The 13,392-nt window shown below is 69.5% G+C and carries 11 protein-coding genes; 4 read left to right on the top strand and 7 right to left on the bottom strand.

Annotated elements, in window-relative coordinates; genetic code table 11:
* Positions 1–85 precede the first annotated feature (85 nt).
* On the top strand, positions 86–1,642 hold the full coding sequence (locus AC3DE2_RS14645) for a phospholipase D family protein (RefSeq protein WP_295376577.1): 1,557 nt from the start codon (positions 86–88) through the stop codon (positions 1,640–1,642).
* A gap of 98 nt (positions 1,643–1,740) precedes the next feature.
* On the opposite strand, the gene mfd is transcribed toward AC3DE2_RS14645, so the two are convergent.
* The 7 genes from mfd to AC3DE2_RS14610 form a co-directional block, all read right to left on the bottom strand.
* The gene (gene mfd / locus AC3DE2_RS14640; protein ID WP_488426799.1) at positions 1,741–5,226 is read right to left on the bottom strand and encodes a transcription-repair coupling factor; all 3,486 of its coding nucleotides are present in this window, start codon (positions 5,224–5,226) and stop codon (positions 1,741–1,743) included.
* A gap of 120 nt (positions 5,227–5,346) precedes the next feature.
* Positions 5,347–5,619 carry a DUF4242 domain-containing protein gene (locus AC3DE2_RS14635; protein ID WP_295375733.1) on the bottom strand — a complete coding sequence of 91 codons (273 nt, stop codon included), beginning with the start codon at positions 5,617–5,619 and terminating at the stop codon, positions 5,347–5,349.
* Positions 5,620–5,635: 16 nt separating this feature from the next.
* Positions 5,636–6,685: a class I SAM-dependent methyltransferase gene (locus AC3DE2_RS14630; protein WP_488426798.1), complete on the bottom strand. Its 1,050-nt coding sequence runs from the start codon at positions 6,683–6,685 to the stop codon at positions 5,636–5,638.
* Between the two features lie 112 nt (positions 6,686–6,797).
* Positions 6,798–7,349: a GNAT family N-acetyltransferase gene (locus AC3DE2_RS14625; protein ID WP_295375729.1), complete on the bottom strand. Its 552-nt coding sequence runs from the start codon at positions 7,347–7,349 to the stop codon at positions 6,798–6,800.
* A 53-nt stretch (positions 7,350–7,402) separates the two neighbouring features.
* On the bottom strand, positions 7,403–8,356 hold the full coding sequence (locus tag AC3DE2_RS14620; RefSeq protein ID WP_488426797.1) for a DUF808 domain-containing protein: 954 nt from the start codon (positions 8,354–8,356) through the stop codon (positions 7,403–7,405).
* Positions 8,357–8,460: 104 nt separating this feature from the next.
* Positions 8,461–9,318, bottom strand: coding sequence for a 23S rRNA (adenine(2030)-N(6))-methyltransferase RlmJ (locus AC3DE2_RS14615; RefSeq protein WP_488426796.1), 858 nt, complete (start codon positions 9,316–9,318; stop codon positions 8,461–8,463).
* Positions 9,319–9,337: 19 nt separating this feature from the next.
* The gene (locus tag AC3DE2_RS14610; RefSeq protein ID WP_488426795.1) at positions 9,338–10,279 is read right to left on the bottom strand and encodes a LysR substrate-binding domain-containing protein; all 942 of its coding nucleotides are present in this window, start codon (positions 10,277–10,279) and stop codon (positions 9,338–9,340) included.
* A 97-nt stretch (positions 10,280–10,376) separates the two neighbouring features.
* Between AC3DE2_RS14610 and AC3DE2_RS14605 the strand changes: the two genes are divergently transcribed.
* The 3 genes from AC3DE2_RS14605 to creC are packed head-to-tail and all read left to right on the top strand — an operon-like array spanning position 10,377 to position 13,239.
* Positions 10,377–11,090 (top strand): FMN-dependent NADH-azoreductase, encoded by a 714-nt coding sequence (locus AC3DE2_RS14605; RefSeq protein ID WP_488426794.1) that lies wholly within the window; start codon positions 10,377–10,379, stop codon positions 11,088–11,090.
* A 47-nt stretch (positions 11,091–11,137) separates the two neighbouring features.
* Complete coding sequence (gene creB / locus AC3DE2_RS14600) at positions 11,138–11,815, top strand: two-component system response regulator CreB (RefSeq protein WP_488426793.1); 678 nt, start codon at positions 11,138–11,140, stop codon at positions 11,813–11,815.
* A 2-nt stretch (positions 11,816–11,817) separates the two neighbouring features.
* Entirely contained in the window at positions 11,818–13,239 is a 1,422-nt protein-coding gene (creC, locus tag AC3DE2_RS14595) for a two-component system sensor histidine kinase CreC (RefSeq protein WP_488426792.1), read from the top strand.
* Positions 13,240–13,392: the final 153 nt, after the last annotated feature.

Raw genomic sequence — 13,392 nt, 5'->3', positions numbered from 1 at the left:
AGACGGCGCAGGATACCGCAGGCATCCTCACCGGGCCGCACGGCCCGCCGGCTAGAATCGGGCCCTGCCTCCACGGAAAACACGTATGGCACGCAAGTTCCGCCTGCTGGGCCTGATCCTGCTGACGCTGGTCATCGCCAGCCTGGTCTCGCTCTACAGCTACGGCCGTTTCGCCGCGCGCGTGCAGGGGCCGCCCTCGCACGCACTGGCGATTGCCGCGGATGCCACCGCGCTGGATCGCGCGATCGGTCCGTTGACCGACGCCCACCCGCGGCGCAGTGGCCTGGGCCTGGTGTCCGACAACCTGGACGCTTTCGCGATCCGCGCGCTGACCGCGCAGGCAGCCGGGCGCAGCCTGGATCTGCAGTACTACATCTGGCACGACGACCTGACCGGGCAACTGCTGGATCGGGAACTGCTGCGGGCGGCCGACCGCGGCGTGCGCGTGCGCCTGCTGCTGGACGACATGAATGCGCATGGCCGCGACTCCCTGCTGGTGGCGCTGGACCAGCATCCGAACATCGAAGTGCGGATGTTCAACCCATCGCGCAACCGCGCCGGTTTCCTCGGCCGCGGCATGGAGATGCTGCTGCGTGGCGTCAGCCTGAACCGGCGCATGCACAACAAGGCCTGGATTGCCGATGGCCGCATCGCGGTGGTGGGCGGGCGCAACATCGGCGACGAATATTTCGACGCCGCCACCGACACCAATTTCCTCGATCTCGATGCCGCCCTGCTGGGGCCGGCGGTGCAGCAGACCGAGGCGATCTTCGATGCCTTCTGGAACAGCGGTTCGGTGATTCCGCTGCGCGCGCTGGCACGCGAGGACCGGAACGCGCTGGCCGAACTGCGCGCGGAGGTGGACAAGGCGCAGCGATCGCGCCGCGCGGCGCCCTACCTGAAGCGGGTGGAGCGCGCTCCCGGCGTGCGCGCCTTCGTCGAGGGGCAGATGCCGCTGCACTGGCCCGAGGTGACGCGGGTCCAGTCGGATCCGCCGGCCAAGGGCGCAGGTGACGGCAGCGACGGTTGGTTGATCCACCAGCTGGTACCGGCCATTTCCCGCGCGCGCGAGCGGGTCTGGCTGATTTCGCCGTATTTCGTGCCTGGGCGCGATGGCGTGGACTGGCTGCGTGGACTGCGCCGGCGCGGCGTCGAAGTCGGCGTGCTGACCAATTCGCTGGCGGCCACCGACGTGACCGCCGTGCACAGCGGTTATGCACCGTACCGGGTGCCCCTGTTGCGCGAAGGCGTGCAGTTGCACGAATTGATGCCGCGCGGCGCACCCGAGGACAGCAGCCTGTTCGGCTCCAGCGGCGCCAGCCTGCATACCAAGGCATTCGTCGTCGACGACACCTCGGGGTTCGTCGGCTCGTTCAACCTGGATCCGCGCTCGGTCAGCCTCAACACCGAGATGGGCGTGTTCTTCGAGGATGCCGGCACCGCCGCCGAACTGGCCCGGCGCTACCGCGACAAGGCCGCGCCCGCGCACAGCTACCGGCTGCGGCTGGCCGACGGCGAACTGCGCTGGGACGATGGTTCGGTGACCCCGCCACGGGTGTGGGACCACGAGCCGGGCGTGGGCCTGTGGCGTCGCGGCACGGTCAAGGTGCTGGAGTGGCTGCCGATTGAATCGCAGTTGTAAGGGTTCCAGCGGTAGGAGCGACGTGAGTCGCGACCGTTTCAATCCATGATCTGAAAAGCGGTCGCGACTCATGTCGCTCCTACGGGGCATTGCGATGGTCAGGATGCCTGCAGCGTGGTCAGCAACCCCTTCGCCGCATTGAAACGGCCCGCGGCCTCGGGCAGCGGCGCTTTCACCCGCAGCTTGTCGGGGCCGTCCATCGCATAGAGCCTGGGCTGCTTCTGGATCAACTGGATGACCGCCATCGGATCGATGTTCGGCCTGGCCTCGAACACGATGCGGCCGCCGGCTTCGCCCAGGTCCAGCTTGCGGATGCCCAGCGCGGTGGCGTCGAGCTTCAGTTCGGCGGTGGCGAACAGGTACTTGACCGGGTCCGGCAGCAGGCCGAAGCGATCGACCATCTCCACCTGCAGGTCACGCAACTCGTCGCGATCGCGCGCGCTGCTGATGCGCTTGTACAGGGTCAGGCGGGTATGCACGTCGGGCAGGTAGTCGTCGGGAATCAGCGCCGGCACGTGCAGTTCCACCTCGGCGCCACGCGCCTCCTGGCCCAGATCCGCGTCCGGCAGCTTGCCCTGGCGGATCGAGCGCACCGCGCGTTCCAGCAGTTCGGTGTACAGGCTGAAGCCGATTTCGGCCATCTGCCCGCTCTGGTCCTCGCCCAGCAGTTCGCCGGCGCCGCGGATTTCCAGATCGTGGGTGGCGAGCAGGAAACCGGCGCCGAGTTCGTCCATCGCCGCGATCGCGTCCAGCCGGCGCTCGGCGTCGGCGGTCATGCTGCGCTTGTCCGGCACCACCAGGTAGGCGTAGCTGCGATGGTGCGAGCGGCCGACGCGGCCGCGCAACTGGTGCAACTGGGCCAGGCCGAAGCGATCGGCGCGGTGGATGACGATGGTGTTGGCGTTCGGGATGTCGATGCCCGATTCAATGATCGTCGTGCACAGCAGTACGTTGAAGCGCTGTTTCTGGAAGCCCAGCATCACCTGTTCCAACTCGCGCTCGGGCATCTGCCCATGGGCGACGCCGATGCGCGCTTCCGGCACCAGTTCCTGCAGTTCGCGCTGCATGCGGCCGATGGTTTCGACGTCGTTGTGGAGGAAATACACCTGGCCGCCGCGCGAGAGTTCGCGCTGGAACGCCTCGCGCAGCAGGGTGCCGTCCCACGGGGTGATGAAGGTCTGCACCGCCATGCGGTTGGCCGGCGGGGTGGCGATGATCGACAGATCGCGCAGGCCTGCCATCGCCATGTTGAGCGTGCGCGGAATCGGCGTGGCGGTGAGGGTCAGCAGGTGGACGTTGGCGCGCAGCGCCTTCAGCGCTTCCTTCTGGCGCACGCCGAAGCGCTGCTCCTCGTCGACGATGACCAGGCCCAGGTCCTTGAACTTCACGTCCGGCTGCAGCAGCCGGTGGGTGCCGACGATCACGTCCAGCTTGCCTTCGGCCAGTTTCTCCAGCTCGGCCTTGATCTCCTTGGCGGTCTTGAAGCGCGACAGCACTTCCACCCGCAGCGGCCAGTCGGCGAAACGATCGCGGAAGTTGCGGTAGTGCTGTTCGGCCAGCAGCGTGGTCGGCACCAGCACCGCCACCTGCTTGCCGGCGCTGGCGGCGGCGAACGCGGCGCGCACCGCCACTTCGGTCTTGCCGAAGCCGACGTCGCCGCAGACCACCCGATCCATCGGCTGGCTGCTGCCCAGATCGCGCAGCACCGCCTCGATGGCGGCGTGCTGATCCGGGGTTTCCTCGAACGGGAAGGCGGCGGCGAACGGCTCGTACATCGCCCGATCCACCGGCAGCGCCAGACCGGCGCGGGCCTGCCGGCGCGCCTGGATTTCCAGCAGTTCGGCGGCGACGTCGCGGACCTTCTCGGCGGCCTTCTTCTTGGCCTTGGTCCAGGCCTCGCCACCGAGCGAGTGCAGCGGCGCGGTTTCCACCGAAGCACCGGAGTAGCGGCTGATCAGGTGCAGCTGCGCGACCGGTACGTACAGCCGATCGCCCTTGGCATATTCGATTTCCAGGTATTCGCCGGGCAGGCCGCCGGCTTCCAGCACCACCAGGCCCCGGTAGCGGCCGACGCCGTGATCCTCGTGGACGATCGGCGCGCCTTCGCTGAGCTCGCCGAGGTCGCGGATGATGCTGTCCGGTTCGCGCCCGGTGCGCTTGCGGCGATAGGGCTGGGTGGCGCGCTCGGGGAACAGCTGGCGCTCGGTGAGCACCGCGATCGCCGGCGCGTCCAGTGCGAACCCGTCTTCCAGCGGCGCCACCGCGATGCCGAAGCGGGGGCCATCGGCGAGGAAGGCGGGCAGATCGTGCAGCACCGCGGGTTTCAACTCCGCCGATTGCAGCACTTCCAGCAGGGCTTCGCGGCGACCGGCCGAATCGGCGGCGATCAGCACGCGTCCGGGGTAGTGATCCAGGAACGAGCGCAACGCCAGGCCGGGCACCTGATCCTTCTGCGCCAACGGCAGGGTGGGCGCCGGCTGATCGCCCAGCGGCGCGGCGTCGGCGTGGCGCGGATGATCCGGGCCACAGACCTCGATGCGCGGCGATTGGTTCAGGCGCTCGCGCAGGGTGTCCGGCGGCAGGTACAGCTCCTCCGGCGGCAGCAGCGGCCGTTCGATATCGTGACGCCGCTGTTCGTAGCGGTTGCGGGTCTGCGCCCAGAACGCATCGGCCGCGGCGCTCGCGCCGTCGGCCAGCAGCGGCAGTGCGCGATCGCCCAGATAGTCGAACAGGGTGGCGGTCTGTTCGAAGAACAGTGGCAGGTAGTACTCCACCCCGGCCGGCGCCAGCCCGGACTTCAGGTCCTGGTACAGCGCGCTGCGGCGGGTATCCACGTCGAAGCGTTCGCGCAGCAGGTTCATCGCCCGCGCCAGCGAGGCATCGTCCAGCGGCACCTCGCGGCCGGGTAGCAGCTGCACGGCGTCGGTCTTTTCCAGCGAGCGCTGGCTTTCCGGGTCGAACTCGCGGATCGAATCGATGGTGTCGTCCAGCAGTTCGATGCGCAGCGGCGCGTCCGCGCCCATCGGATACACATCGAGCAGGCCGCCGCGGACGGCGAAATCACCCGGGTCCAGCACCTGTGGCACGTGCCGGTAGCTGGCGGTTTCCAGGCGCCGCTTCTCCGCGTCGAAATCCAGCACCTGGCCGACCCGGTAGTCGAAGCTGCCGCCGACCACGTGCCGCAACGGCGGCAACCGTTGCATCAGGGTCTGCACCGGCACCACCACGATGCCGCGCTTCAGCGTGGGCAAACGGTGCAGCGCGGCCAGGCGTTGGGAGACGATGTCCGGATGCGGGCTGAAGCGGTCGTAGGGCAGGGTTTCCCAGTCCGGGAACGGCAGCACCGGCAGGTCCGGCCGGCCCTGTTCGCCCAGCAGCGTGCGCAGATCGGCTTCCAGCTGGTGGGCGTTGTGGTTGTCGCGCGCGATCGCCACCACCGGGCCGTCGTGGGCCAGCGCGGCGCGCATCAGGAACCAGGCCAACGCCGATGGCGAGGCCGGCACGCGCCACCAGGCGCGGGCCTGGGTACCGCCGGGAAGGGGAGGAACGGGATGGGAGGAAGCGGAATTCTTGATGGAAGTCATCGGCGCACAAAACAGCGGCAGCGCCGGAGGCGTCATCGGCCACCAGCGCAAAGGACCGCCAGTCTACCGCGCCAGGCCTGCCGCCCGGCTAAATGCCGGCGGCAAGCGGGTCATGCGTGCTCATTCGGCGGTGACGGGGTCGATCACCGCGCGGACTTCGGCGATGCGATCGGCCGGGAAGCCGCCCTGCCGCGCGTGCTCGCGGATCAGGTCTTCGTTCGGCGCCAGGTACACGCAGTACACCTTGTCGGCGGTGACATAACTCTGCAGCCATTGCACCTGCGGTCCCAGTCCTTCCAGCACCTGGCAGGAACGGCGCGAGATGGCTTTCAGCTCGTCGGCCGCCAGTTGGCCGGCACCGGGAATGTCGCGTTCGATCACATAGCGGGGCATGGGCGTCTCCCGTGGTTCAGGGGCGTGCTTCGAACACCAGGTTGAACGGAGTCTGCGCCGCGCGCCGGAAGCGGCCGAAGCCACCGGCTTCCATCACCGCGCGCAGGCGCGCCTCGCCGGCCTGCGCGCCCAGCGCCGGACCGTGGCGGGCCAGCGACACCGGCACGCAGATCTGCGAGGACGCGCCGTAGTACACCCGGCCGACCGGATTGAGGTTGTCCTCGACGTTGTCGCCGGCGAACGGCTCCACCAGCAGGCAATGTCCGTCCGGCTTCAGCGCCTGGCGCGCATGCCGGGCGGCGCCGACGGGATCGGCCATGTCGTGCAGGCAGTCGAAGAAGGCGATCAGGTCGAAGTCGCGTTCGGCGTAGCCGGTGGCGTCGGCCACTTCGAAGCGGGCATTGTCGAGCCCGGCTTCGCGCGCGCGTTCGCCGGCGACCCGGATCGATTCGGGGTGGTAGTCGTAGCCGATGAAACGCGAAGCGGGGTAGGCGCGCGCCATCAGCAGCGTGCTCGCGCCGTGGCCGCAACCGACGTCCGCGACCTGCGCGCCGGCGGTGAGCTTGGCCATCGCGCCGTCCAGCGCCGGTAGCCATTCGCCGAGCAGATGCGCGTTGTAGCCGGCGCGGAAGAAGCGCTCGGTGCCATGGAACAGGCAGGCATGGTGATCGCCCCATTCCAGCCCCGCGCCGGTGCGGAAGTTGTCCACGGTGCGGTCCAGCGCGTGGAACACGGCCTCGATGATGTAGTAGGCACCGGGCAGATCGACCGGGCTGGCCGGATCGGCCAGGCATAGCGCCTGTTCGGGCTCCAGGCGGTACTCGCCGCTGGCGGGGTCGTAGGCGACATAGCCGCCGGCGGCCTGGTTGGCCAGCCATTCGCGCAGGTAGCGCTCGTGGGTGCCGGTCCGTTCGGCCAGCGCGGTGGGGGTGAGCGGGCCTTCCGACAGCGCCTTGTACAGGCCCAGCCGATCACCGGCCAGGATCAGGGTGGCGCTGATGGCCGCGCCAAGGTCCTCGACCGCCTTGCCGAGGAAGGTGTTGAGCCGGGTTTCGTCGATGCCCATCGGGGCGCCCTCCGATCACGCGCGACAGCACCTGCCGCAGGCCTCCCCAGACAGTCATGATGACGGCGATGCCGATGGCGGACGGCCGTCCGCCGGTCGGAAAGCGGCCCGATCAGGGGCCTTCGTTGAGGTCCAGCACCACCCGCACCAGGCCGGGCGAGGCGTCGGCCTCGCGGACCTGCTTGAAGCCCAGTGACTGCGCCAGTTGCAGCATCGGCAGGTTGCTGTCGAGGACGTCGCCGTACAGGCGGTCCAGCTTCTTCGAACGCGCCCACTTCACCAGTCGGCGCATCAGGTGGCGGCCCAGTCCCTGGCCGGCGATGAAATGGCTGACCAGGATGGCGAACTCGGCCTCGCGGGTGCGGTTGACCACCGACGCCCGCGCCACCGCGCCGACCAGGGCCTCGCCCGGCGGCAGCGACTCGGCGGCGACCAGGGCGAACTCGGTCTGCGGATCGGGCTGGCTCAGGCGCTGGGCCATCTCCGGGGTCAGCTCACGCAGCGCGTACAGGAACCGCTGGCGGATCTCGTCCGGTCCAAGCAAGGTGAAAGCGCCCTGGATGGGGCCGGCGTCCTCGGGGCGGATCGGGCGAATCAGCAGCTCGCGCCCGCTGGGCAGGCGGAAGTGTTCATGCCAGGGCGGCAGTCGTTTCGGCGCGGTCATGTGATCATGCTCGCATGAAATCCGCCGATCCGGCGAGCTGCCTGAACAGCGGTTCAGGCAGCGTGGCGTTTGCCGCGCAGGCGTCCCAGCAGGGTCGTCACCGCCAGGATCACGGCACCGGCGACGATGCCGACCCCGGCGTTGAACAGCATCGACAGCAGTCCGCCGAGCGCCCCGTTCGTATAAGGCTCGATGAAGTGGTGCAGGGCGGCGATGCCGTGCACCAGGATGCCGCCGCCGACCAGGAACATCGCGGCGGTGCCGGCGATGGACAGGAATTTCATCAGGTACGGCGCGCTGTGCAGGATGCCGCGGCCGAGCGCGCGCTTGAAGCGCGGCCAGCCGCCCTCGCGGCCATCGCGGTTCAGCGCCATGCCGGCGTCGTCGAGCTTGACGATGCCGCCGACCAGGCCATACACGCCCACGGTCATGATCAGCGCGATGGCCACCAGGGTGAGCAGTTGTTCGGTGAAGGTGCGCCCGGCCAGCGTGCCCAGCGAGATGACGATGATTTCGGCCGACAGGATGAAGTCGGTGCGGACCGCGCCGCGGATGCGCTGCTTTTCGAACGCGACCATGTCGACCTGTTCGTCCTGGACCGCGCGCAGGCGTTCGGCATGCTCCTGGTCGCCTTCCTGCTTGCCGTGCAGGAACTTGTGCGCCAGCTTCTCCACGCCCTCGTAGCAGAGGAAGGCGCCGCCCAGCATCAGCAGTGGGGTGATCAGGGGGATGTTCACCCCGCGCCCGTGCAGCCAGGTTTCCAGCGCGCTGATGGCGAGCGCGGCCGGCACCAGGATCGCCTTGTTGACCAGCGAGCCCTTGGCCACCGCCCACACCACCGGCAGTTCGCGATCGGCCTTGATGCCGGACACCTGCTGCGCATTGAGGGCCAGATCGTCGCCGAGCACGCCGGCGGTCTTCTTGGTGGCGATCTTGGTCATCGCCGAGACGTCGTCCAGCAGGCTGGCGATGTCGTCGATGAGGGCGAACAGGCTGGATCCGGCCATGGAGGGACCTGCGGGGAAGGGAGCGGCGATTCTCGCACAGGCCCCGCGCGGCGACGCGGGATCAGGGCGTTGGCGAGGGCCCGGCAGGTCCGGGCGCGTGCCGGCTAGCGCTCCCGCCGGATCCATTCCAGCCGGGTGCTCGCGCCCGCTTCGCCGAGCGCCGCCTGCAGGGCCGGCAGCACCGGCGCGATCGCGGCATCGAACTGCCAGGGCGGATTGATCACCAGCATGCCGCTGCCGTTGAGCCGCAGCGGTGAATCGTCCGGACGGATCTGCAGTTCGGCCACCAGCGCCGCCTTGGCCGGCAATGCGGCGGCCTTGCGGAAGAACGGCTGCAGGCTGCGGCGCTGCTTGATCGGATACCACACCGCGTAGGTCGCGTTCGGCCAGCGCTGCAGGCCGTCGCGCAGGGCGTCGAGGATTTGCGGGTACTCCGCGTCCTGCGCCTCGTACGGGGGATCGATGAGCACCAGTCCACGCGCGAAGCGGGTGTCGCCGATGCGCGGCGGCAACAGGGCGTGCATCGCCGCGTAGCCGTCGCGGGCATGCACCGCCACCCGCGCGTCATGGGCGAACAGCGCCTTGAGCTCGGTGGCCTCCTCGGGCTGGAGTTCGCAGGCGGCGAGCCGGTCCTGCGCACGCATCGCCTGTGCCGCCAGCAGCGGCGAACCCGGGTAGGCCACCAGCGCGCCGACCGGGTTGTCCGCCTGCACCGCGCGCAGGTAGGCCTCCACCGGGGCCGGCAGGCGCGCCGCGTCGAACAGCCGGACGATGCCGCCATCGGCCTCGGCGGTCTTGCGGCTCTCGCCGCCGCCCAGCAGGTAGCGGCCGCGGCCGGCATGCGTGTCCAGCACGAAGAACGGCGTGTCCTTGCGCTTCAGGGCGTCCAGCAGGGCCAGCAGCAGGACGTGCTTGAGGACATCGGCATGGTTGCCGGCGTGGAAGGCGTGGCGGTAGTTCATCGGTGGAGTATGCCGGGATTCAAGCGATCGCCGGCAAAGCGTCGGCGCCAGTACCGGCATCCAGAGGCTCGCCGGCCTGTTCGCGCAGCCAGGCGCGCACGCGCATCACCGTCTGGTTGCCCGCGTGGCGTGGCGCCCACAACAGCCGGATCGGATGGCCTTCCAGCACCGGCCCGAAAGGTTGCATCAGGGTACCGGCGCGCAGTTCGCCGGCCACCAGCGCGAGGTTCGCCAGCAGCACGCCCTGGCCGGAGATCGCCGCGACGATCGCGTGCGACTCGTCGGAGAACATCCGCTCCGGCGCATCGCCCGCCGCCAGTCCGGCCTTGCGCAACCACAGCGGCCAATCGGGCGTGGCGCGATCGCGCTGCCGCCATTCAAAGCGCAGGCGCGGGAACGAAGGCAAGCGTGCCGGATCGCGCAGCTTCAGGCGCGGACTGCAGACCGGCGCGAAACGGCATCGAAGCAGGATGTCTGCGTACAGGCCCGGCGGCGGTGTCCGGCCATAGCGCAGGGCCAGATCAGCCTGGCCCTGGAGCAGATCCACCGGCGCGTCGGAGGCGTGCAGGTGCAGATCGATGTCCGGGTGCGCAGCGGCGAACGCCGGCAGCCGTGGCAGCAGCCATTGCGCCGCGAAGCCGCGCGTGGCCGACACCGTGACCGCGAGCCGCGGCGAGGGCGTGCGCAGCGATGCCAGGACCTGGCCGATGCTGTCGAAGCTGTCGCGCAACACCGGGTACAGCCGCTGGCCGGCCTCGGTGAGGGCCACCCGCCGGGCCTGGCGGGTGAACAGCGGCAGGCCGAGGCGATCTTCCAGCAGGCGGATCTGGTGGCTGACGGCGGTGGGGGTGAGCGCCAGTTCCTCCGCCGCCCGCCTGAAGCTCAGATGCCGCGCGGCCGCTTCGAACACCCGTAGCGCGTTCAACGACGGCAGCCGGGTAATAGGATGAATTTCACTCATCTGTATGGATTCGCAAATATCGTTTTTTTCGGGACAAACGTCCCGGGAAAATGCGCGGCATGCACCTGTCCCGGTGCGCTGTCCAAGATGAGTTTAAATGAACATCCTGTGCATCGATTCCAGTGCCCGCCCGGGCCGCTCGGACCAGCAGGCGCATGGCTCGCACACCCGCCGTCTCAGCGCCGGGTTCCTCCGCCGCTGGCAGGCACTGCGCCCGCACGATCGGGTGGTGCACCGTGACGTGGGCCTGCATCCGCCCGCACCGGTCAGCGGCGACTGGGTGCGCGCGGCGTTTACCCGGCCGGAGCGGCGCGACCCGCGGATGCGCGAGACCTTGCGCGAGAGCGATACCCTCGTGGACGAACTGATTGCCAGCGAGTTGGTCGTGATCGCCGCGCCCATGTACAACTTCGGCATGCCGGCGCAGCTCAAGGCGTGGATCGACAACGTGGTGCGGGTCGGGCGCACGTTCGGCTTCGATCGCAGCCGGGCGGGGGAGCCTTACTGGCCGATGCTGGCCGGACAGGGGCGGCGGCTGGTACTGCTGGGCGCGCGCGGCGATGCCGGTTACGACCCGGGCGGACGCTTGGCGCACCTGAACCATGTCGAGGACGGCATCGCCGTGCCGCTGGCCTACCTGGGCATCGACCGGGTGGACCGCATCGCGGTGGAGTACGACGAATTCGCCGACGCGCGCCTGGCCGGTTCGCTGGCGGCGGCCGAGCGCGAACTGGACAGGCTGGTGCCGCGCCTGATCGCGGAAATGGCCGAAGGCGCCGGCGCCACCCCGGCCCGGATGGCGACAGGCTGAGGCGGGTCGCGTGGCGGCGCGTGCGGGGGACGACTATCCTGTGCCGCATGCCCTTGATCCTGATCGCCGAAGACGAACCCGCCATCGCCGACACCGTGCTGTACGCACTGCGCAGCGAAGGCATGGACGCCGAACACTGCCAACTGGCCCGCGAGGTCGCGCCGCGCGTGCGCGCCGGCGGGGTGGACGTGGTGGTGCTGGATGTCGGCCTGCCCGACGCCAGCGGTTTCGACGTCTGCCGGGAACTGCGCGGCTTCAGCGACGTGCCGGTGATCTTCCTGACCGCGCGCAACGACGAGATCGATCGCGTGCTGGGACTGGAACTGGGTGCCGACGACTACGTCGCCAAGCCTTTCTCGCCGCGTGAACTGGTCGCGCGGGTGCGTGCCCGGCTGCGGCGCGCGCATGCCGCGGCGCCGGAGGCGGGCTGGATCCGCCAGGGCGACTTCGCCATCGATCGTGATGGGCATCGTGTCCACTACCGCGACCGGCCGCTGGATCTGACCCGCTACGAGTACGTGCTGCTGGCCGCGCTGCTGCAGCGCCCCGGCGCCATTCTCAGCCGGACGCAGTTGATGGATCGCGGCTGGGACAGCGACGCCGAAAGCATGGATCGCACCGTCGACACCCACGTCAAGACCCTGCGCGGCAAGCTGCGCGCGGCGGGCGCGGATCCGGATCCGATCCGCACCCACCGCGGACTCGGCTACGCCATCGAGATCTGAGCATGCGCCTGGGCGTCCGCCTGTTCCTGGCCTTCTTCCTGATCGTGGGACTGGCCGCGTTCTTCGTGATGCGGGTGTTCGTCAACGAGGTCAAGCCGGGCGTGCGCCAAGCAATGGAATCGACCCTGGTCGATACCGCCAACCTGCTGGCGGTGATGGCCGCCGACGATCTGAAGGCCGGGCGGATCGGCGACGGCGAATTCGCCCGCAAGGTGGCCGAGGCGGCCGGGCGCGACCTGCGCGCGCGCATCTGGAGTTTCCCCAAGCGCCACATCGAATACCGGGTGACGGTCACCGATGCGCGCGGCATCGTCGTCTACGACTCGCAGGGCCGTGACCTCGGCCGCGACAACTCGCGCTGGAACGACGTCCACCTGACCCTGCGCGGGCAATACGGTGCCCGCTCCAGCCCGGAATCGGCCGATGATCCGGAGCGCACGGTGATGCACGTGGCCGCGCCCATCCGTGATGGCGATCGCCTGATCGGCGTGCTCACCGTGGCCCAGCCCAACCACACCATCGATCCCTTCATCACCGCCAGCCAGCACAGCATCATGCGCCGCGGCGCCTGGCTGATCGGGTTGTCGGCCCTGATCGGCGTGCTGATCACCTGGTGGCTGGTGCGTGGCATCAACCGCCTCAACCGTTATGCCCAGGCGGTGGCGGCCGGCGAGCCGGTGCCGCCCCCCAAGCCGCGCCGCGATGAAATCGGCGATCTGGGGCGCGCGCTGGAAGCGATGCGGCGCAAGCTGGAAGGCAAGGCCTATGTCGAACAGTACGTGCAGTCGCTGACCCACGAGATGAAGAGCCCGCTGGCGGCAATCCGGGGCGCGGCCGAACTGTTGCAGGAGCCGCTGCCGGAGCCGGAGCGGCAGCGGTTCGCCCGCAACATCCAGACCCAGGAGCAGCGCCTGACCGAAACCATCGACAAGCTGCTGGCGCTGGCCGAAGTCGAACAGCATGGCTGGCTGCAGAAGCGCCAATCGCTGGCGGTGGACGATCTGCTGGAAGCGGCGCGCGAGGCGGGCGAGATGCGGGCCAGCGGCCTGGCGCTGCGCGTGCGCGCGGCGCCCGGGCTGCGTCTGAGCGGCGATCCGTTCCTGCTGCGCCAGGCGCTCAGCAACCTGCTCGACAACGCCATCGCGTTCTCGCCGGACGGCGCGGAGGTGGAGTTGGCGGCGGAAGGCGTCGAGGACCGCATCCAGCTGAGCGTGCGCGATCGCGGCCCGGGCGTTCCCGATTTCGCGCTCGAGCGCATCTTCGAACGCTTCTATTCGCTGGCCCGGCCCGGCACCGGGCTGCGCAGTTCCGGCCTGGGCCTGCCGTTCGTGCGCGAAGTGGCGCGCCTGCACGGCGGCGACATCGTCCTGCGCAACCGCCCCGACGGCGGCGCCGAAGCCCTCCTGACCCTGCCCGCGGCCTGATCAGATCTCCATCCTTGCAGGAGCGACGTGAGTCGCGACGCTTCATTGGGTCGAGTCACGACTCAGGTCGCTCCTGCAGGGGAAGAAGGCACGGGCGTCCCACTTCACACAGACTTCAAGCACGCTTCCGCGCCTGCCCATCGGTGGGCATCA

It is taken from the genome of Pseudoxanthomonas sp. 68-E7 (assembly GCF_057773145.1).
This window is presented reverse-complemented; position numbering and strand designations above follow the sequence as displayed.

Bases quoted from the DNA above. Each gene is read 5' to 3' on its own strand.
- AC3DE2_RS14615 (WP_488426796.1), bottom strand. From the start codon at position 9,318: ATGAACTACCGCCACGCCTTCCACGCCGGCAACCATGCCGATGTCCTC.
- AC3DE2_RS14635 (WP_295375733.1), bottom strand. From the start codon at position 5,619: ATGCCCCGCTATGTGATCGAACGCGACATTCCCGGTGCCGGCCAACTG.
- creB (WP_488426793.1), top strand. From the start codon at position 11,138: ATGCCCTTGATCCTGATCGCCGAAGACGAACCCGCCATCGCCGACACC.
- AC3DE2_RS14620 (WP_488426797.1), bottom strand. From the start codon at position 8,356: ATGGCCGGATCCAGCCTGTTCGCCCTCATCGACGACATCGCCAGCCTG.
- AC3DE2_RS14645 (WP_295376577.1), top strand. From the start codon at position 86: ATGGCACGCAAGTTCCGCCTGCTGGGCCTGATCCTGCTGACGCTGGTC.
- AC3DE2_RS14625 (WP_295375729.1), bottom strand. From the start codon at position 7,349: ATGACCGCGCCGAAACGACTGCCGCCCTGGCATGAACACTTCCGCCTG.
- AC3DE2_RS14610 (WP_488426795.1), bottom strand. From the start codon at position 10,279: ATGAGTGAAATTCATCCTATTACCCGGCTGCCGTCGTTGAACGCGCTA.
- creC (WP_488426792.1), top strand. From the start codon at position 11,818: ATGCGCCTGGGCGTCCGCCTGTTCCTGGCCTTCTTCCTGATCGTGGGA.
- mfd (WP_488426799.1), bottom strand. From the start codon at position 5,226: ATGACTTCCATCAAGAATTCCGCTTCCTCCCATCCCGTTCCTCCCCTT.
- AC3DE2_RS14605 (WP_488426794.1), top strand. From the start codon at position 10,377: ATGAACATCCTGTGCATCGATTCCAGTGCCCGCCCGGGCCGCTCGGAC.
- AC3DE2_RS14630 (WP_488426798.1), bottom strand. From the start codon at position 6,685: ATGGGCATCGACGAAACCCGGCTCAACACCTTCCTCGGCAAGGCGGTC.